Annotated in this window: 16 protein-coding genes; 9 read left to right on the forward strand and 7 right to left on the reverse strand. The window is 44.0% G+C overall.

The genetic code is table 11. From position 1 onward, the window contains the following. Window positions 1-20: 20 nt before the first annotated feature. The 7 genes from F1644_RS15255 to cobC all read left to right on the forward strand — a co-directional run bounded on the left by F1644_RS15255 (window position 21) and on the right by cobC (window position 10,999). Window positions 21-3,197: a SusC/RagA family TonB-linked outer membrane protein gene (locus tag F1644_RS15255; protein WP_229782491.1), complete on the forward strand. Its 3,177-nt coding sequence runs from the start codon at window positions 21-23 to the stop codon at window positions 3,195-3,197. Between the two features lie 13 nt (window positions 3,198-3,210). Beyond that, window positions 3,211-4,698, forward strand: coding sequence for a RagB/SusD family nutrient uptake outer membrane protein (locus F1644_RS15260; RefSeq protein ID WP_118305368.1), 1,488 nt, complete (start codon window positions 3,211-3,213; stop codon window positions 4,696-4,698). 15 nt (window positions 4,699-4,713) lie between these two features. Further along, window positions 4,714-5,511 (forward strand): DUF4843 domain-containing protein, encoded by a 798-nt coding sequence (locus F1644_RS15265; RefSeq protein ID WP_118305367.1) that lies wholly within the window; start codon window positions 4,714-4,716, stop codon window positions 5,509-5,511. Between the two features lie 21 nt (window positions 5,512-5,532). Continuing rightward, window positions 5,533-7,053: a PKD-like family lipoprotein gene (locus F1644_RS15270; RefSeq protein ID WP_158572049.1), complete on the forward strand. Its 1,521-nt coding sequence runs from the start codon at window positions 5,533-5,535 to the stop codon at window positions 7,051-7,053. 552 nt (window positions 7,054-7,605) lie between these two features. Beyond that, on the forward strand, window positions 7,606-8,751 hold the full coding sequence (locus tag F1644_RS15275; RefSeq protein ID WP_118305365.1) for a PDDEXK nuclease domain-containing protein: 1,146 nt from the start codon (window positions 7,606-7,608) through the stop codon (window positions 8,749-8,751). 90 nt (window positions 8,752-8,841) lie between these two features. Continuing rightward, entirely contained in the window at window positions 8,842-9,975 is a 1,134-nt protein-coding gene (locus F1644_RS15280) for a hypothetical protein (RefSeq protein ID WP_118305364.1), read from the forward strand. A gap of 496 nt (window positions 9,976-10,471) precedes the next feature. Beyond that, window positions 10,472-10,999 (forward strand): alpha-ribazole phosphatase, encoded by a 528-nt coding sequence (gene cobC, locus F1644_RS15285; RefSeq protein WP_118305363.1) that lies wholly within the window; start codon window positions 10,472-10,474, stop codon window positions 10,997-10,999. A 3-nt stretch (window positions 11,000-11,002) separates the two neighbouring features. Here cobC and F1644_RS15290 read toward each other — a convergent pair whose 3' ends face one another. The 7 genes from F1644_RS15290 to F1644_RS15320 all read right to left on the reverse strand — a co-directional run bounded on the left by F1644_RS15290 (window position 11,003) and on the right by F1644_RS15320 (window position 18,853). Beyond that, window positions 11,003-11,242 carry a hypothetical protein gene (locus tag F1644_RS15290; RefSeq protein WP_087419687.1) on the reverse strand — a complete coding sequence of 80 codons (240 nt, stop codon included), beginning with the start codon at window positions 11,240-11,242 and terminating at the stop codon, window positions 11,003-11,005. Between the two features lie 108 nt (window positions 11,243-11,350). After that, the gene (typA, locus tag F1644_RS15295) at window positions 11,351-13,159 is read right to left on the reverse strand and encodes a translational GTPase TypA (RefSeq protein WP_118260925.1); all 1,809 of its coding nucleotides are present in this window, start codon (window positions 13,157-13,159) and stop codon (window positions 11,351-11,353) included. A gap of 81 nt (window positions 13,160-13,240) precedes the next feature. Next, a complete protein-coding gene (locus F1644_RS15300; protein WP_087419689.1) occupies window positions 13,241-14,236 on the reverse strand; it encodes a class II fructose-bisphosphate aldolase in 996 nt (331 codons plus the stop codon). A gap of 240 nt (window positions 14,237-14,476) precedes the next feature. Then, the gene (gene ung, locus F1644_RS15305) at window positions 14,477-15,145 is read right to left on the reverse strand and encodes a uracil-DNA glycosylase (RefSeq protein WP_118305362.1); all 669 of its coding nucleotides are present in this window, start codon (window positions 15,143-15,145) and stop codon (window positions 14,477-14,479) included. 95 nt (window positions 15,146-15,240) lie between these two features. Beyond that, a complete protein-coding gene (locus F1644_RS15310) occupies window positions 15,241-16,359 on the reverse strand; it encodes a glutaminyl-peptide cyclotransferase (protein ID WP_118305361.1) in 1,119 nt (372 codons plus the stop codon). 92 nt (window positions 16,360-16,451) lie between these two features. Further along, window positions 16,452-17,921 (reverse strand): cysteine--tRNA ligase, encoded by a 1,470-nt coding sequence (cysS, locus tag F1644_RS15315; RefSeq protein ID WP_118305360.1) that lies wholly within the window; start codon window positions 17,919-17,921, stop codon window positions 16,452-16,454. 125 nt (window positions 17,922-18,046) lie between these two features. Beyond that, a complete protein-coding gene (locus F1644_RS15320) occupies window positions 18,047-18,853 on the reverse strand; it encodes a M48 family metallopeptidase (protein WP_118305359.1) in 807 nt (268 codons plus the stop codon). Between the two features lie 148 nt (window positions 18,854-19,001). Here F1644_RS15320 and F1644_RS15325 point away from each other — a divergent pair, with 148 nt between their 5' ends. Together F1644_RS15325 and F1644_RS15330 are read left to right on the forward strand one after the other, a co-directional pair. Beyond that, window positions 19,002-19,589 carry an RNA polymerase sigma factor gene (locus F1644_RS15325; RefSeq protein WP_118305358.1) on the forward strand — a complete coding sequence of 196 codons (588 nt, stop codon included), beginning with the start codon at window positions 19,002-19,004 and terminating at the stop codon, window positions 19,587-19,589. Window positions 19,590-19,822: 233 nt separating this feature from the next. After that, a complete protein-coding gene (locus F1644_RS15330) occupies window positions 19,823-20,965 on the forward strand; it encodes a FecR domain-containing protein (RefSeq protein WP_158572048.1) in 1,143 nt (380 codons plus the stop codon). Window positions 20,966-21,029: the final 64 nt, after the last annotated feature.

Below are 21,029 nucleotides of genomic sequence, written 5' to 3' on the forward strand. Positions count from 1 at the left end.
ACCAATTAATTATCAAAGTTATGAAAAAAACTTATGACAGGAAATTTTTTCGGCAAAAATTGCTATCGGAAAAAAAGACCGTCACCGCGATTTCCCGCTTGCTTATCATCTTATTGCTGGGCTTTCCCTTGTTGACAAGAGCCGGGACGAGTGGTTCAAGCCGGGGAGAGATCGATCCTTTATCGGGAACTTCCACACGGCAAGATTCGGTTGTAGCGGCAGGGAAACCGGGAAATCAGAAACTAGGATTTTACGAGGGAGAAGTCATGGACACGGAGGGCAATCCGTTACCCGGAGTGACCGTTTTGTTGAAAGGGACCCAAACGGGTACTTCTACGGACACGCACGGTGCATTCCGTTTCCCGGCAACAAAGGCGGGGAAAACTATGCTGGTCTTCTCGTTTATCGGGATGAAACCGGTGGAAAAGGACGTGACTCCGGGAAAGAAAGTGATCGTCACGATGGAAGAGGAAGTAGAAGGTCTTGAGGAAGTGATCATCACGGGTATCTACTCCCGGGATAAGAATAGTTACACGGGGTCGGCATCCACCTATTCCGCCAAGGAGTTGAAAATGGTTGGTGCTCAGAATATCATCCAGAGTTTGAAAACGCTGGACCCGGCCATGATGGTCTTGGAGAACAAACAATGGGGATCAGACCCGAATCGTATGCCCAAAATTGAAATCCGGGGAAAGACGAGCGTGGTCGGATTGCAGACAGAGTTTGAGAACGACCCCAATCAGCCCTTGTTCATCTTGGATGGTGTGGAGACCACGCTGGAAACCATCATTAACCTAAATATGGATCGGGTGGCAAGCGTGACGATCTTGAAAGATGCAGCGTCCACGGCTATCTACGGGTCGAAGGCGGCTAACGGGGTGATTGTCGTGGAAACGAAATCACCGGAGTCAGGCCAGTTACGGCTGTCATACAGTGGGAATTACGGGATCTCGTTTGCCGATTTGTCGGATTACAATTTAATGAACGCTTCCGAAAAACTGGAATACGAGTTATTAGCCGGGCGTTATTCTCCCATGGAAGGATATGACGGTTTTGTTGATAAACTTCAGAAAATGCAGGATTATTATTCCCGGTTAAAAGAAGTGCTGAGAGGGGTGGACACTTATTGGTTAAGCGAACCGTTACGAACCGTCTTCAATCATTCTCATAACTTGTACATTGACGGAGGTGACCAAGCCATGCGTTACGGTTTGGGTATCAGCTACAATAACCGTGATGGTGTGATGAAAAAGTCCAACCGTGACGGTATGGGAGTGAACATTGACTTGATTTACCGTAAAAAAGGTTTACTCTTCTCGAACAAAGCGAGCATGGATCTCTCTAATTCTGACCGGGAGCCGGTGGCTTTCTCCGAATTTTCAAGAGCAAACCCGTATTACCGGAAAAGACAGGAAAACGGTACAATTCCCATGTATTTGGAGAGAAAGACAGGGTTGTACGGGGAGGATATGCTGAATCCCTTGTACGTGTGGAACATTGAAAACACGAATACAACCAAGGATCTCGCGTTGAGGGACAATTTCACGATGGAATGGACTACCTTCGATGCCCTGAGACTCCGGGCTCGGTTGGGTATATCCAAGAGCATCTCGAAAACAGAAGCATTCAAGTCCCCGAATCACACGGATTTTTTGGAGACGGAGAAATTGAAGAAGGGTTCTTTCTCGTCTAATCAGCATGAAAGCTTCTCGTACAATGGTGATTTGAACATTATTTTTGGTAAAATATTTAAGAATGTTCATCAAGTAAACTTTGTTGGAGGATGGTCTTTTAGTGAATCTCGCTCGGAAGCATCCGGTTACAGCGTGGTCGGGTTTAACGATGACTTCCACAAGAATCCTGCCTATTCCACGGGTTTCAGGGAAAATCAAAAGCCTACTTACTCGAAAGATCGTCGGCGTTCCACCAGTTTTTTCATGAACTTGAACTACTCGTATGACAATCGTTATCTGATGGACTTCAACCTGCGAGCTGACGGGACTTCCGTTTTCGGCAGCAACAAACTTTTCTCCACGACGTGGGCTGTCGGTTTGGCATGGAATGTTCATAACGAGGAATTTATAAAAAAATTGGGGTGGATCAACAATTTGAAAATCCGGGGATCAATCGGTAATCCGGGAAACGAAAACTTCGATGCCTACATATCACAAAAGACCTACGTGTATAATGTCGAGTTGCAAAATATGTTCGGGGCGAGTGCGTTGATTCAGAAGTACGGGAATAAAAACTTGGAATGGCAGCGAACCGTGGATAAAAACATCGGTGTCGATCTGTCTGTTTTGAACAACCGGATTCGTGTGACTTTTGACTATTATTTCAAAGATACGGACCCTTTGCTGGTTTCCATCGGGATGCCTCCTTCTGCCGCGGCGACGAGCTTGTACACGAACATGGGAAGGCAAATTTCCAGGGGATGGACGGGAACATTGAATTATGTTTTTCTGCGGAAAAAGGATTTGTCTTGCAGCGTAAACATGAACGCACGGGCGAACCATTCGGAATATCGTGACATCGGGGATAAATTGGATTACTTGAACAAAGTGGGGAGTTCTACTGCCTTAAATCGTTATTACGAGGGTGGTAGCCCGGACGATTTGTGGGCTGTTCCTTCTTTGGGAATCGATCCGGCTACCGGGCGTGAAGTCTTCTTGAAAAAGGATGGAACGCAAACTTTCTTGTATTCCGCGTCCGACGAGGTGATCGTGGGATCATCCGTTCCGGATGTAGAGGGAATTGTCGGAATGTCATTCTATTACAAGAAATTGTCTGCCTCTTTCAGTTTCCGTTATAGCTTGGGCAAAGAGACCATGGCCTCGGCATTGTATGATAAAGTGGAGAATATCACCCAAGACAATATCGGTAGGAATCAAGACAAACGAGCTTTGTACGACCGTTGGAAGAAACCGGGAGATAAGGCAAAATTCAAGGCGATAGATGATTATTCTTCCACGCCGATGTCTTCCCGTTTCGTGGTGACGGAGAACACTTTTTCCGGTGAATCCATTTCAATCGGTTACGATATGGACGCTGCATGGTTGCGGGTAGCGGGAATTCAGGGAATGAATTTCCGGGTTTACATGAATGATATTTTCCGGATCTCTTCTTTTAAAGAGGAGCGGGGTCTGGATTATCCTTTTGCCCGTTCGGTAAGTTTTTCCTTAGGTGTAAGATTTTAAAACAAGTGTGGATATGATACGAAAATTGAAATTATTAGTGTGCGTGGTGCTTGGCGCCCTCACGTTGTCTTGCTCCGATTGGTTGAAAGTCAGTTCGGAGGACCGGATCATGGAGAACGATCTTTTCCGTACTCCCCGGGGATTCATGACGGCGTTGAATGGTATTTATATAGACTTGTTGAATTCAAGTATGTACGGGAAGACTCTGACGTGGGGAATGACTGATATTTTGGCACAATACTATACCTGCCGGGAGAAGGATCATAGTTATAAATCTTTGGCAGATTTTGATAACGTGACCCGGAATAATGCCGTGAGTGGTTGTTGGAATCGGTCGTACGCCCTTTTGAATAACGTCAATACTATACTGGAGCATTGCGAATCCGACCGGAATGTGCTGGATGATACCTATTATCACATGATCAAGGGAGAGGCTCTGGCTCTACGTGCTTTGTTACATTTCGAACTGTTCCGTATATTCGGTCCCAGTTATAGCAAGGACAAGGAAAAAGAGTGTATCCCTTATGCTTTGACTTCCGAGACAAAGGTGAATCCTTTACTACCGGCAAAGGAAATCGCCCGGCTGATTATGGAAGATTTGAAAAATGCGGAGGAGTCGTTGACCGGGTATGACCCCGTGATTGAAACAGGGGCCGTGTGGGGTGATGATCCGGAAGGGGGCGTGAATGATATGCGTTATCGCTCCATGCGTCTGAATTACTATGCCGTCCAGGCTTTATTGGCCCGTGTGGCTCTCTACTGCGGGGAAAAGGAGGTCGCTTGGGAGTACGCGGAGAAAATGATTCGCGGGATACACGAGGAACATAAATGGTTCCCCTTCGTGACCCGGGAAGAAGTGGTGACGACAGATAAAGAAGATCGTATTTTCCAAAGTGAAATCTTGTTTGGCCTGTATAACCTGAAAAGAAAGGAAAGTGTTTATGAGGTCGGTTTCGGGGCTAACTTGAAACAAGGTAGCGTGTTACGTATTGATAAGGACATTATGCAGAATATATACGACGGAGATGACAATGATTTCCGGCTTGCATACTGGTTCGCGGAAATGGTTGATCCGGATAATAACTCGTATCTCCACGTGATCAAGTACAAGGATGTGGATGATATTGACACGAAAACGAAAATTAGCAAGGGCTATCGTTATATCATGCCTGTACTCCGGGTGTCCGAAGTGTATCTTATCGCGGCCGAGTGCTGTCCGGACCCGAAAGAGGGACGGAATTATCTGAATGCGGTGAGAACGGCACGTAATGTGAAAAACATTCAGGATGATGCCGATCTGACTGCGAGTATCGAGCAAGAGTACAAGCGGGAGTTTGTGGGTGAAGGACAGTTATTCTGGCTTTATAAACGCAAGGGGAAAACCGAGATTGCATCCGGCGAGAAACAGGGAAACGTTGTTTCGATGGAAGAACGCTTTTACTTGTTTGATCTGCCGCAGTCGGAACAAGATTATAGAAAAGAAAACGATCTTGGTAAATAATTAAAATGTCTTCGTATGAAAAAATATATATTTCTATTAGTTGTCGTTTTGTCATTTCTTGGGTGTGAGAAAGAAATGATGGATTACGAGGGGAAAGACGGGGTTTATTTTTCGGTACAGGAAGTACCACCCAGTTTATATGGTGATCCGGAAATTTGGTCTCATATGGACACTACATTGATCCCCTTTTCCTTGTTGTTGGAAAATGATAGTACGGTGCGATTGAAAGTCCGGGTGATGGGGGATGTCGTGAATTATGACCGCTATTTTACCGTATCGGTCGTCGATTCGTTGACTACCGCGTTAGTGAACGAGGATTACGCTCCCCTGGAGGAACGTTACGTGATTACCGCCGGGGAACGTGACGGATTCGTGGAATTCACGGGATTCCGTCAGGCGAAAATGTTGGATTCGACGTATTACGTGACCTTGCAGTTGATGGAAAATGAGTATTTCTCGTTACCGATGGATGTGTGGAGACCCTTGGAAAACAAGGATTACACGAAAGAGATACAGAATGTTGTTCGTCACGTGGTGGGTCTTTCAGACGAGGTTTTCATGCCGAAGGCGTGGACGGTGAATTATTTTGGTCCCTACTCTAAAAAGAAAGTCAAATTACTGTGCGAGATGTTCGGTTTGAAGATGGCTGATTTTGATAACGTGATCGAAATGGATATGGAAAGACAACGCACGTATGCCCAAGGGTTGGATAAATACTTGAAGGAGATGGAGGCAAAGGGGCAGACCGTTTACGAGGACGAGAAGGACAAGGATGGTAATCCGGTGAAAATGGCCGTGGGACCTTTAATTTAGTAATGTTGAATAATGAAAGTTATGAAAAAGAAACTAAGTTTACTCGTGCTATTCGCGATAGCTTTATGCATGGGATGTTATGATGATAAAGGGAATTACGATTACCATGAATTTAATGAAATCACTATCGGTGATCGTGGTTTTGACACGGCTTATATCCTCACGTCGTTCGTGGACACGCTCCGGATTTCACCCGAAATTGATTTCAAGTTGGCGGAAAACTCACATCTGAAATTCGAGTGGGTGGCCCGGTCTAATGGAGTCGATTTTACAGAATACCCTCTTGGGAATGAGCGTGATTTGGTCTTTCCCGTAAGTCTGCCAACGGAGACCTACACGTTGTATTTTAAGGTGACGGATACGCTGAATACAATGGAATATTGGAATGCGACAGCGATGCAGGTTCAAGATTTGCTTACCAGCGGTTGGATTATTCTCGGGGAGAACAGTAACGGGGAGGCCCAACTGGACATGATTACTTATTCCGTGGACACGATGGTGTTGAAAGATATGTTGCACGATAGCGGGCTGCCCGTGTTGAGAGGTCCGGTGAAAGTATGGGTGGTTGATAATTACAGGGATAACATGATTCACATTTCGACGGAAGACGGTACGTACCGTTTGGATCGGGATAATTTCAAGGGAGGTGACCACACGCATCTGAAGTATAATTTTTATGACCCGGAGGCATTGGATCATTTCGTTCTTCAGGAGGTTGCTCAACTTCGTAGCTATAACAGGGCAGCAATTATTGATAATAAGTTGTTTCATAACGGTTTCTTGATCTCCAGTTCCGTATTCCAGAATCCGGCGAATCATTATCAGGGAACTTACGATCTTTTCTCTATCGGGGACAAGATTGCTTATAATCCGAAGGCTATGGCGTATTATTATATGTTGTACAATAATGATGCGAAACGTTTTGTTTATACCGGGGGAAGATCTTACGGGTCACCTGTGGGATATTGTGACACGCTGAAAGATACACGGGATGACGTGGAAATTTTCTCTTGGAAAACGGGGCTGGATTACGTGACAAGTATAAGTAGTCGTTTGTTGGACGGGTATTCGTTTACCGTGTTGACTGATAGCAAGGGGAGTTACTACTTGTATTGCTATGCGTTGAAGTACCAGTGGGGCTGGGAAAGTATCGAGAAGAAGAAAAAATACTCTTTGGATAAAGTCACGGATATTGACAAGGCGAAATTCTTCGGGGTTAGTGCGCAAAGAACCTATTTGATTTACGCTACCGGTTCGAAACTGTACGCGTATGATTACGTGGCGGAAAAAGTGCAATTACTTAGGGATTTTGGTGGTCAGGAAATAACGTTGCTACACTACGACATTTTGATTGACGTGGGAGCCGGTGATGATTTCTTCTACGTGGGTACTTACGATCCCTCGTTACCAAAGGAGACGGGAGGAACGCTGACAATGTACAAGGTGATGAATGATCCGAATAATATTATCGTGGAGGAGGTTCCCGGCTTTAGCTGGTCCGGGTTGTGCAAGATCAAAAGTATTGATTTCAAAAGATACTAGTATAGCTGTTTGAATTTTGAGAAAGGCACCATTCTAACGTGGAATACACGGGAGAATGGTGCTTTTTATGTCCGAGATGATGCATGATTAGTGCTGACGTTAGTTCCGATTACATTTTTATTAGTTGATGAATACCGGATGATTACCGTCATGAACCTTATAGATACCTTATAGAAACCTTATATGAACCTTATTCTAAATAAGGTTCATAAAGTATATTAACAAGTTATTGAAAATATTGTGTTAGGTAGTGATCAGGTATTGATCATCTATCGTAAACAAATTCAGAATTGACGTTGGCATGAATAAGTACAAAAGGCAACATGAAGATTTGTATTGATGTTGATTTATTGGGATAAAATTACTTAATGGCACTGATTTTCAGTGTAAAAGCTCGCTAAATATCAGTTTCTTTTGTTATTTTTGTAACTCTTGATGGCATATAACTACGAGACATTTTAGAATGAGATGACCGAGATAAATATAAAATGCTTGCAGAAATATAGCGAATACTAGGTGTTAATAAAATTCTAAGTAACAGAGAATAAGGAAATGGATAATTGTAACATAGATAGAAAATTAGATGAAAGAGCAGAGGCTCTATTCGCTAGAATTTCTTTATTAATAGAGACTGCACGTAAAAATATTGCATCTACGGTAAATATCACAATGGTATATGCTAATTTTGAAACAGGTAAGTATATTGTTGAGGATGAACAACAGGGGGCGCATCGGGCTGAATATGGGAAATCTGTTCTGAAACAGTTATCTCAAAAACTAATAGAAAAATACGGAAGGGGATGGTCTGTTGAGAATTTGACACTCTATCGAAAATTTTATTTGGTTTATGCAGATTCGGTAAACATGATTGATCCGATTCAGAAAAAGTCACTTGGAAAGGATTTCGTAAACACTGTTTACGAAATTGGTAAGTTTGAAGCGTTCTCGCAAATTTCTCAAAAGAGTTTTACGCTAAGTTGGTCACACTATCTGATATTGATGCGTATAGAAAATCCTTCTGAACGTAGTTTTTATGAGATAGAATGTGCACAGCAACAATGGAGTGTCCGGCAGTTACAGCGTCAAGTGAATTCCAGTCTGTATGAACGTTTGGCATTAAGTCGCAACAAACATGAGGTCGTTCGTTTGTCAAAGGAGGGCCAAACAGTAGAAAAATCATTGGATCTTATAAAGAACCCCTTGACGTTAGAATTTTTAGGATTGAAGTCAGAGACGACATATTCAGAAAGTAAATTGGAAACAGCAATCATAGATAAGCTACAAGATTTTTTACTTGAATTGGGCAAGGGTTTCCTATTTGAAGCAAGACAAAAGCGTTTCACGTTTAATGAAGAACATTTTTTTGTTGATTTAGTATTTTACAATCGCTTGTTACAGTGTTATTGTTTGATTGACTTGAAGATAGATAAACTGACACATCAAGACTTGGGGCAGATGCAAATGTATGTCAATTATTATGACAGATATGTGAAGCAGTCTTTCGAGAAACCTACTATTGGCATCTTACTTTGTAAAGAACAAAATGAGGCTTTGGTGAAACTGACATTACCGGACGATGCTAATATTTACGCTACGCAATATGCACTCTATCTGCCTAATAAACAATTATTGCAAGCAAAATTGAACCAGTGGGCAGAAGAGTTTAAAGCGAACCATGATGAACTTGAGCATCCCTAGGTGTGGAGGGAATTGATTCGTTTATAAATCGGTTAAAAGCAACGTATTTACAGATATTTGTGATAAATTTGTAGGATACCAAAACAATTTATGGAAATGAAATCAATGATGATCTGTTTTTGCTTTTGTTGTCTGGGCTTTTGGGGGCATACGCTTTCTGCCCAAGAACAAGTTCGGGCGCTGCGGCCGTTGGAACAATGTACTTTGGTTACCGATCTGGCGGACCGGATTGAGGAAATACAAGTGATCCCGATTAAACAGCGTTTTGATGCCGAGTCATTGGAATGGATGAGGAAAAAATTGCTGATCGGACCTAATGGGGATTTGTTTCTCGTGTACGGGCGGGAGGTGATGTGTTTTGATGCTGCCGGGAAATATCAATTTTCAATGAAATATAATCAAGGGAAAGAATGTCCTTATCATCAGGATGCCTGTATCAGTGTGGATCAGAAAAAATTGTTGTTTGCGCATGGAGATAGTGAAGTCGTGTTTTTTGATTTGAATGATGGGCGTGAAATTGAGCGTCTCCCGATGAACAAGCCTCTACAATTGTTTGAAGAGATTGCTCCGGCTCCGGATGGAGGGTTTTATTATTATTCGATCTCGGCTCCTTGTACCAATAATTTTGAACGGGGACACCTCTTAGTGACCCGGTTTGACAAAAACGGGAAAAAGTTGGAGAGTTCTATTCCGCAGGTCGGGTTCACGGTGAATATTTTCCTCGTATCGCAGGCCGTAGGTAATACTTATCTGATTCGCACGCAAGGAGGTGATAACGCGTGTTACCGGGTGAATACGAAAGGAGAGTTGGAGAAGGCCTACACCTTTGATTTTGGCAAACGGGGGATACCGGATACTTACGGGATGTTAAAAGGTGATTTGATGTTACAGGATTACATGAGGGCAGATTATTACAAGATGCCGATCTATTTGTGTGAGGGTGGAAAATTCTTTTATTTCACCAGTTGCGGACCTCAGGCAGAGGCGTATAATTTCCTTTATGCCCGGGGTAAGGATTCGGGGATTTATTGGAAAGCGGATCCCGATTTGGAAATTCATTTTCTCTCAGCAGATGAGGACTATTTTTATGCGCTTTTAGAACCCGTTCCGGAAGAGATGATCCGGGAGACGCAAGACCCGTTATTACGGCAGATATTTAAACAGTTTGCCCTTTCGTTGGGAGAAAAGACGTTTACCCGATTGGTGAAGGTCAAGTTTAAATGAAGTCAGACTGGAAGTTAAGAGACTTGTGTGTTGTTGGTTTTATGTGAATTGTTAATTTGTTGTTTTTCTATTGTAATATTAAATATTATTCTGATCTTTGTATTAGCTCATTAACCAAGTTGTTAAAGGAGTTACGGAGTCGTTTGATTATTCAAGCGACTCTTGCCTTTGTTAGGGTAAACTATCCATGATTTTTTGTACTAGGGAATCTGGGGTATACATTTCATTCTTTAGTTGTTCTATCCATATTTTAGATGGATTACACCTTATAAGCAGTATGTTTTACTTGGGTTGTACAAATGTAGTAATTGTTCTTGGATATAAGATATACATTTTCAACTATTTATCTGTATCTTGCCAAAAGATTGAATATTCGTGAATTGTTTTGGTAAATTTCAAGTGGAGTTTGGTAGGTTGTTTATGAAATTAAATTTATTGGTAAATCTTCGTGATATATCGAAAAAATAGCGAATTTTACAAGATAAACGATTTATATATGGAAGTATTTTTGATCAGACATACGAAAACGGCGGTTATTCCGGGAACGTGTTACGGGAATTCGGATGTTGACGTGGCCGATTCTTTCCTCGAAGAGGCAGGGAAGGTGAGGGAGAGACTGAAAGGGGAGAGCTTTGATGCGGTGTATTCCAGTCCGTTACAACGTTGCAGAAAGTTGGCGGTTTACTGTGGTTACGAAAATCCGATTCTGGATGACCGGCTGAAGGAATTGAATTTTGGGAGCTGGGAGGGGCAACGTTGGGATGAGATTCAAGATCCTTGTTTGCAGGAATGGTATGATGATTGGTTGAGTATGCCTGCCGGAGGGGCGGAAAGTTTTTTGGAACAGTATAACCGGGTGTCGGCTTTCTTGGATGATTTGAAGGAGACGGGACACGAGAAGGTGTGTGTATTCGCTCACGGAGGGACGATCCGGGCTGCATTGATTTATGCCGGAAAATATAATTTTAATCAGGCATTCACGGATGACGTGGATTATGGTTCTCAGGTGAAAATGACGATATAGGGGTTACTCTTCTTCTTTCAACTTTTTGCGGATACCTCTTTCTATGGCTAGAACGAGGATGATGACCAGCACGATGATGATCACGCTGATCCAAGATTGGTATGATAACTCGGTGAAATCGGTCATGGCCAGTTTTGTGATGGCTGCAAGTATCAGGATATACAGGCACGTACGCACGTTCCGCAACTTCTTCTCGGTGGTAAGTTCGACATTCTTTTCAGTTGCTTTCTTTTCGGTTTCCATGACTTGGTATTTTAATGACGAGTACTGCCTTGTAAAGATATGAAATAATATTCAAATTTATTTGGGGAGAGAAAATAAATAAAAAAACCACCCGAAGGTGGTTTTGAGTTATTCTATCGTTTTGCTTCTTCTTTTCCTTTCGTTTTCATCGAGGTAAATCTTGCGAAGCCTCATGGATTTCGGGGTGACTTCCACGTATTCGTCCTCTTTGATGTATTCGAGAGCCTCTTCCAAGCTGAAAAGGATGGGAGGAGCGATGTTTGTCTTCTCGTCGGAACCACTGGCACGCATATTGGTCAGTTTTTTGGACTTGCACACGTTAATCACGATGTCATCCTGCCGGGTACTTTCACCGATCACCTGTCCGGCGTAAACCTCGTCTCCCGGGTTGATGAAGAATCTACCTCTATCTTGCAGTTTGTTGATGGCATAAGCGAATGAATCTCCGGTTTCCATGGCGATCAAAGAGCCGTTGGTACGCATTTCAATTTCTCCGGCGTAGGGTTCGAAACCTTTCAAACGGTGGGACATGACAGCCTCTCCGGCAGTAGCGGTAAGTAGATTACTTCTCAGACCGATGATTCCCCGTGAAGGAATATTAAACGTCAGATGTACCCGTTCGTCACGATGTTCCATGTTGGTCATGACTCCCTTGCGACGGTTTACCATCTCGATGGCTTTTCCCGACACTTCTTCCGGGAGGTCGATGGTCAGTTCCTCGACAGGTTCGCATTTCACCCCGTTTACTTCTTTGATGATCACTTTCGGTTGACCAACCTGTAATTCGTAACCTTCACGACGCATGGTTTCGATCAGCACGCTCAAGTGAAGTACACCACGTCCGAACACGACGAATGAATCAGCTGTCAGGCCCGGTTCCACCCGTAAGGCCAGATTCTTCTCCAGCTCCCGGTCCAGACGTTCCTTGATGTGGCGGGAGGTCACGTATTTACCGTCCCGGCCAAAGAATGGCGAGTCGTTGATGGTGAACAACATACTCATGGTTGGTTCGTCGATTGCGATAGGAGCCAGTGCTTCCGGGTTCTCGAAGTCTGCGATGGTATCACCGATCTCGAATCCCTCGATCCCGACAAGCGCACAGATTTCTCCACATTGCACCTCGTCAACTTTCTGTTTTCCCATTCCCTCGAAAGTCATTAAATCTTTGATGCGGGTTTTAACCAGTGTTACACCGTCTCTTTTGCAGAGGGTGACTGGCATACCGGATTTTAATGTTCCGCGGGTCAGTTTACCAATGGCAATTCGTCCCACGTAAGAGGAGTATTCCAGAGACGTGATTAGCATCTGCGGGGTTCCTTCCTGTATTTTCGGGGCGGGAATATCTTTGATGATGGCATCCAATAACGGGGTAATGTCCGTCGTGGGTTTGTGCCAGTCGGTGGACATCCAACCTTGTTTGGCACTACCGTAAACTACGGTGAAGTCCAATTGTTCTTCCGTGGCATCCAAAGAGAACATCAAGTCGAATACTTGCTCGTACACGAAGTCCGGACGACAGTTCGGTTTGTCTACCTTGTTCACGACAACGATCGGTTTCTTGCCGAGGGCAAGCGCTTTTTGAAGTACGAAACGTGTTTGAGGCATGGTACCTTCAAAAGCGTCAACCAATAATAATACTCCGTCAGCCATGTTCAACACGCGTTCCACCTCTCCACCGAAGTCGGCGTGGCCCGGGGTATCGATAATATTAATCTTGTAATCTTTATAATGAACGGATACGTTCTTGGCTAGGATGGTGATCCCTCGTTCTCTCTCCAGGTCGTTGTTATCCAGCAATAGATCACCCGTATTTTCTGTTTCTCTGAATAAGTTTCCTTGAAAAATCATTTTGTCGACCAATGTGGTTTTCCCGTGGTCAACGTGCGCGATAATCGCGATGTTTCTAATCTTCTGCATTTTGCTCCTATGGTATTAAATCCAAATAGGGCGCAAAGTTAGTATTTTTTTAAAGAAAAGGGGCTCATTGAGCCCCTTTTTTTATTCTACCCTGTTGGCACTTCCTAAAACGTGTACCGTTTTGTGCTTGTATAATTCTTTTAATGCATCTCTGGCGGGGCCTAGGTACTTACGCGGGTCGAATTCTGCCGGCTTGTTTGCGAAGACTTCACGAACGGCTGCGGTCATTGCCAAACGACCGTCGGAGTCGATGTTGATTTTGCATACGGCAGAAGTTGCGGCTCTACGCAATTGTTCTTCGGGGATACCTACGGCGTCTTTTAATGCACCGCCATATTTATTGATAATAGCAACTTTGTCTTGTGGTACGGAGGATGATCCGTGAAGAACGATCGGGAATCCGGGGATACGTCTTTCGATTTCTTCCAGGATGTCGAAACGTAATGGGGGAGGAACGAGGATTCCGTCCGCGTTACGGGTACATTGCTCCGGTTTGAATTTATTTGCCCCGTGGGAAGTTCCGATGGAGATGGCCAATGAATCCACTCCGGTTTTCTTCACGAAGTCTTCCACCAAGTCCGGGCTGGTGTAAACGCTGGCTGCGGCAACCACGTCGTCTTCGATTCCGGCCAGTACTCCAAGTTCACCTTCTACGGTAACATCATATTTATGAGCATATTCAACCACTTTCTTGGTTAATGCCACGTTCTCGTCATAAGGAAGGGCCGATCCGTCAATCATGACAGAGGAGAATCCCATTTCGATACAAGATACGCACAACTCGTACGTGTCGCCATGGTCTAGGTGAAGACAAATTGGAATATTGCATCCAAGTTCTTTGGCATATTCAACCGCACCTTGTGCCATGTAGCGTAAAATGGTTTGATTTGCATATTTACGGGCACCGCTGGATACTTGTAAGATAACAGGAGATTTAGTTTCCACGCAAGCTGCAACAATAGCCTGCATTTGCTCCATGTTATTGAAATTGAAAGCCGGAATAGCATATTTACCTTCCATTGCTTTCTTGAACATTTCTCTGGAATTAACCAGTCCTAAGTCTTTGTAATTAACCATAGCTGCTATATTTTATATTCGTGCATCAAAGTTAAGCATTAAAAACAGAGATATGCAAGGAAACGAAGGAAAAATTTCAAACGTTTGCGGAGATTGAAAATTCCCTGAATTTTCAAGTTGCAGGTTAACGGGTTACAAGTTACAGGTTCGAAGTATGAAGGTCCTGTTTTGTCTGAACTTGCAACTTGTTAACCTGTAACTTGTAACTTGAAATCGCACGGGTGAAAAAAAATAGAGTGGTTACCACTCTATTTCTTTTAAGCCGTGCAATTTCAAATAAGCATTTGCCTGACTGAATTGGTGATTGCCGAACCAGCCGCCCCGGTTGGCAGACAAGGGGGAGGGGTGTACGGATTTCAGCACCAAATGCCGTTGGGTGTTGATGAAGGCGCCTTTGCGTTGGGCGTAGGAACCCCAAAGGAAGAAAACGAGGTTTTCTTTTTTCTCGGAAATGATTTTGATGACGGCATCGGTGAAGGTTTCCCAACCTTTGTTTTGATGTGAACCAGCCTGATGGGCTCTCACGGTCAACGTGGCGTTGAGTAATAGCACTCCCTGTTCCGCCCAGCGTTCGAGGTTGCCGGACGTGGGGACGGGTTTACCCAAATCGTTATTTATTTCTTTGAAAATGTTCTGTAATGAAGGTGGTTGCTCGATACCTTCCGGGACGGAAAAACAAAGTCCGTGCGCCTGTCCGGGACCGTGGTACGGGTCTTGCCCGAGAATGACAACCTTGGTTTGTTCCGCGGGACAATGATCAAAGGCATTGAAAATGAGTTTTCCCGGAGGATATATCTTCGTGGTCTTGTACTCGTTTTTCACGAATTGGATCAACTCGGAGAAATAAGGTTTCTCAAATTCATCTTTTAAGAGTTCTTTCCAAGAGGGCTCGATTTTTACGTCAACCATAGAATTTTGATTTTAGATTTAATGATTGGGTGATTACCGATTCCGTGATTGGGTGATTCCTGCATCACTGAATCGGAAATCGTAGAATCACTTAATTATTTTGTTTTTATCTCAAATAACTTCGGCCAGTGTTTTCCGGTAACGTAAATCGTGCCCTTCTTTTCGTTGTACGCGATACCGTTTAAAACATCGTCGTTCTGGTCTAGTTTGGCTCTTTCAGAGGCGGAGAGTAGGTTCGGAAGTAGTAGCTCCTGTACTACTTCGCCTGATTCTGGGTCGATGATGACAATCCGGTCTGTGAGCCATTCGTTTGCCCAGATATAACCGTTTATGTATTCCAGTTCGTTTAAGTTGGTCACCGGACCTTTGTTGTCGAAGACTTCCACGGTTTTGACTACGCTGAAGAGGTTAGGGTCCAGGTGGTATAAGTTGTGTGAACCGTCACTCATGACGAGTTTGTCACCCATCGTGGTCAGTCCCCAGCCTTGCTCCATAGAGTAGTCGAATGTCGTTAACAGGGTGAAAGAAGCCAAGTCGTAAACGAATGCTTTCTGGGAAGTCCAGGTAAGCTGGTATATCTTGTCCTTGTAAACCGTGATCCCCTCTCCGAAATATTGGCTGTCCAACCCCAGCATAGCGAGCGTCTTGTTGTTCTCCAAGTCGATCTTGCGCAGGGTGGATTGGCCTTTGATCCCGGTTCCCTCGTAGATAATGCCGTCTATATATACTAATCCCTGCGTGGAGGCATCCGTGGCATGGGAATAGGTTTTCACCAGTTGGTATTGAAGTGGTTGGGGTGCCTTATCCGGTTTCACGATAAAGGATTGGGTTGCTACCCCGCATTTGTTGTTGGGATGGAACGCGATCACTTTGAGCGTGTTGGTACCACATTTTTCTTTCGGGATTTTGAACACGAATTCCCGGGTTGCGCTGTCGAGCGTGGCAATCTGTTTCTGGTTGAAGAACAGGTGGGCGGAGTCTATTTTATAGTGCTTGTTGTTCGCGTATACAATTTTGAGTTCCTCGTTAAACCGACAGGTGTCGAATTTCATGGGATACACGAATTGCACGCTTTTCACGTATTTAGGTCCCGTAGTTTTGCGGCTTTGGGCGCTGTCTACCGTAATCTGGTTCTGGTTCCCTTTACTCTTTTTTTCTCCCTGACAGGCAGAGAGCAACAGGAGCGAAAGTAGTATGTAGTAGAGATAAGGCATAATGTATTATGTGATTTAGTGATTTATGATTTAGTGATTCTTGTGTTTACGATCAAGTGTAATCACTCAATCGTAAATCACTTCATCTGCAATCATTCAAGGTTCCATTCGTAACCGTCCTTCGTGTCTTTTATCTGGATACCTGCGTTTTTCAGCTCGTCGCGGATGCTGTCGGAGGTCGCCCAGTCCTTGTTCGCCCGGGCGGTTTTCCGCACGTTCATCATGGCGTCGATCACCTTGCCTAGGGCTTGGTTGCTAGCACTGGAGTCCTCTTCTCCCTTGAGACCGAGGATGTCGAACACGAAACTGTGGAACAGGTTTTTCAACATTTCCAAGTTTTCCGCGTTGATCTTTTCCGAGCCTGCCGCAATGGAGTTGATGATGCGGACGCCTTCGAACAAGTGGGCGATTAGTATCGGCGTGTTCAAGTCGTCGTTCATGGCCTCGAAACAGTTCGCTTGCAAGGTGGCGATGTCTACCGTGTTCTCGTTGGACGCTTTCAACCTGTTAAGTTGTGAAACGGCGGCCATCATTCGCTCGTAACCTTTCTCCGCTGCCTTTAATGCCTCGTTCGAGAAGTCAAGCGGGCTGCGATAGTGTGCTTGCAGGATGAAGAATCGAACTGTCATGGGGGAGTAAGCTTGTTCCAGCACGTTGTTGTCGCCCGTGAAGAGCTGATCCAGCGTGATGAAGTTCCCCAGGGATTTACCCATCTTCTGCCCGTTGATGGTCACCATGTTGTTGTGCATCCAGTATTTTACTGCCTCGTGTCCTTGTGCCGCCACGTTTTGGGCGATTTCACATTCGTGGTGCGGGAATTGCAAGTCCAAACCGCCCCCGTGGATGTCAAATGTTTCTCCCAGGTATTTCTGACTCATGCAGGAACATTCAAGGTGCCAGCCCGGGAATCCTACACCCCAAGGTGAGGGCCAACGCATGATATGTTCCGGGGAGGCCTTTTTCCACAAAGCGAAATCAAACGGGTTACGTTTTTCCTGTTGTCCGCTCAGTTCTCTCGTGTTGGCAAACAATTCATCGATTTTACGACCGGATAGTTTACCATAGTGATATTTTTGGTTATAGCGTTCCACGTCGAAATAGATATTTCCCTCGCTTTCGTAGGCAAAACCGTTTTCGATGATCTGCTTGATTAATTCCTGTTGTTCGATAATGTGACCGGATGCGTGTGGCTCGATGCTGGGGGGCAGCGTGTTCAGTTGCTCCATGTTTTTGTGGTAACGGTTCGAGTAGAATTGTACCACTTCCATCGGTTCCAATTGTTCCAGTTTGGCTTTCTTGGCGATCTTGTCTTCTCCCTCATCCGCATCATTCACGAGGTGCCCCACGTCAGTGATGTTGCGGACGTATCTTACCCGGTATCCCATGAATTTAAGATAACGGAATAACAAGTCAAAGGTGATTGCCGGACGGGCATGGCCCAGATGAGCGTCCCCGTATACGGTCGGTCCACAAACATATAATCCTACGAAAGGCGGGTTAATGGGTTCAAATAACTCTTTTTTTCGACTTAACGTGTTGTATATCGTTAACTTGTTTTCCATGATACTATAATGCTTTATTGATATGATTCAACAAAAGTAGAAATTTTCTCCTTGAAAATGACGGGAAAGGGTAAATTAATGCCTTATTCTTGTCATTCATGGTTTGTTTCTCGTTTGTTGTTACTCTAGTTTTTCTTGTATTTCAACGCTTCCGGGATGGCCTCTTTTAGTTTGGCAATCCGTTTTGTGTCGGCAGGGTGAGTGGATAGGAATTCGGGCTGCTTGCCTGTTGATGCGTTTGCCATACGGGTCCAGAAAGCGACAGCCTCATTCGGGTCGTAGCCGGCCATAGCCATGAAGATCAGTCCCAAGTGATCCGCCTCGTACTCGTGTTTACGGGAGAAGGGGAGTGTGATTCCTACGTTGGTTCCCATACCTATCGCGGCAGCCAAGATGGCTTTTCTCGCATCACTCTGGTCGTGACCAAGGATTTCGGTGGCAGCGGCCTGCCCGTATTGTATGAGTGCCTGCTGGCTCATGCGCTCGTTGCTGTGGTGAGCCACGGCGTGGGCGATCTCGTGCCCCATGACGACAGCGATTCCTGCGTCATTCTGACAGTAGGGTAATATCCCCTCGTAGAAAACGACCTTACCTCCCGGCATACACCATGCGTTGGGTTCGTTGCTGGCCACGAGGTTGAATTCCCATTGAAAATTGGCAATCTGGTCTTGCAGCCCATTTGTGGCAAGATATTGTTCAACGGCTTTCGAGATCTTTGCCCCGACATTTTTGATCCGTTGTTTATTGACGGCATCGGTGGATAGCTTGTTTTCCTTTAAAAAGCTACTGTATGAGGTTAAACTCATGGAGACCATTTGGTCTTCCGGGAATAGGATAAGTTGGTGTCTTCCCGTAAGCGGCACGGTGGCGCATCGGAAGAAAAGCAGAACGATTCCTACGATGAACGTAAGACGTAAAATGGTTCTTTTCATAAGCTGAATAATTGAACGGTTATATTTTAAGTGCTAAAATATAATACGGATTTGATATTTGCAATGTTTTATTACGTACTTGTTTACATTTGTTGATATGATGTAAAGAGAATATTTTATACCTTTGTGCCAAAGTGAACGTGAAAATATGCAACAGAAGGATGTTCAGATATGTGATTTACTGAAAAATAAGGATGCGAAAGGGATGGAATTCCTTTTCGAGGAATATTATAAGCCTTTGGTTGTGTGGGGGGATACTTTTTTGAACGATGTTTCCCGGTCGGAGGATTTGGTTCAGGATTTTCTGATTAAATTGTGGGAAAAACGGATCGGGGAAAAATTGGAACCTTCAACGTTACGATCTTATCTTTTTGTTTCTATTCGTAACTTGGCGTTAAATGCTAAAGTGAAAGTTGATCCCGTACGGTATGTTTGTGATTTTGCCCATCTTGAAAAACCGTGGGAGGAGTATGACAATATTGAAGAAGAGGTTATTCAACGGATAGAGCGTGAAATCAAAAAATTGCCTTCCCGGAGTCGTGACATAATTGAATGTGTATACCTGAAAGGAATGCGATATAAGGAGGTTGCGGCAGAGTTGAATATTTCTGTGGCAACGGTCAATACTTTATTGGTAAATGCCTTGAAAAAGTTAAGGCAGACTACGGGTAAGGAAGAAAGTATTTTAATATATTGGTTGTGCCTGTCTTGTTGTAAATCAGTAGCCAAAGCGTGATCTCGTGAATTGTACTTCATTTTAATGTGTTAAATAATGTTTCTCGTTCAATGACTTTGCTTTTGAATCTGTATTATATATAGAACATGGATCGTGTATTATTTAACGATCGTTTAATAATACTCGTAATTATTTGCATTTATTGTCTCTTGTGTAATGCTTTCTACTTAGTAATCAAGTCTCTTTAATTTAAAACAAGTCTCTTCTACTAAATGTCATTAATTGATCGAATTATGATATTTGAAGAGGATGTGGATTCATTTTTATTGCGCTATTTACTGAATGAACTTGACCCGGAGGACCGGAAGAAAGTGGAAGAGTGGATTGTGGCAAACGAGGAAAATCGTCAGTACTATCAGGCCTATCAAAAAACTCATTTGGAGTTGCGCTGGATGGAGAGATCGAAAAAGATCGAAGGGAACTTTATTCAATTTGATCGGCTACGTCGGAAACAACATTTTCGGAGAGTTTTTTACAGGAGTGTCGCTTGTGCCATTATCTTGTTGTCCGTAGGAGGTGTTTTCCGGTACTGGGATGAAAAACCGGAAATGCGACCTGTTCAGGAGTGTATACAACCGGGGAAGTCGCAGGCTATACTTTATATGGCATCCGGACAGGTTGTTAACGTGGATAAGGATGCCCAAGAATTGAAGGAAGTGGATGGAACTTGTATCAATGTCGATTCGGTTGTGGGAATGACTTATAATGTTACGGCGGGGGAAAGTAGCTCGGAAGTATTGTATAATCGGGTGGTCGTACCTAAAGGAGGAGAGTTTAAATTGACATTGAGTGACGGGACAAAGGTGTGGTTGAATTCGTTCAGCGAGTTGCGTTATCCGGTCAATTTTACAGGAAAGAAACGTGAAGTTATCTTGGCAGGAGAGGCGTATTTTGATGTGGTCGGAGACCCGGAACATCCGTTCGTTGTCAAGGTAAATGATTTGGATATAAGTGTTTTGGGAACCCAGTTTAATGTTAATGCTTATACCGCAGGTATCGTGAAAACCGTGTTGGTGGAAGGACGTGTAAATCTACGAGGAAGAATGGGAGAGATCGATCTGCATCCCCGACAGATGGGTGAGTACCGGGAAACAGATGGTAACTTGCATATGATGGAAGTGGACGTTTTACCTCATGTGGCATGGAAAGACGGGAATTTTATATTTAGAAGTGAATCCTTGGAAGATATTATGGACAAATTGAGCATCTGGTATAATTTGGATGTGTTCTACACGAATGACGAGTTGAGGGGTATCCGTTTGTCCGGCAATTTATTCCGATACGGGGATGTGAATCAATTATTCACTCTTTTCGAGAAGATTTCCGATGCTCGTTTTCAGGTGGAAGGAAAAAGCGTCGTGATCAGTTGTAAATAATGTGTAATTATTAATAGTGTGTATGTAAAAAAGATGAAGATGGTGGCACATCTCCATCTCTTGA

It is taken from the genome of Butyricimonas paravirosa, assembly GCF_032878955.1.
GTDB lineage: Bacteria > Bacteroidota > Bacteroidia > Bacteroidales > Marinifilaceae > Butyricimonas > Butyricimonas paravirosa.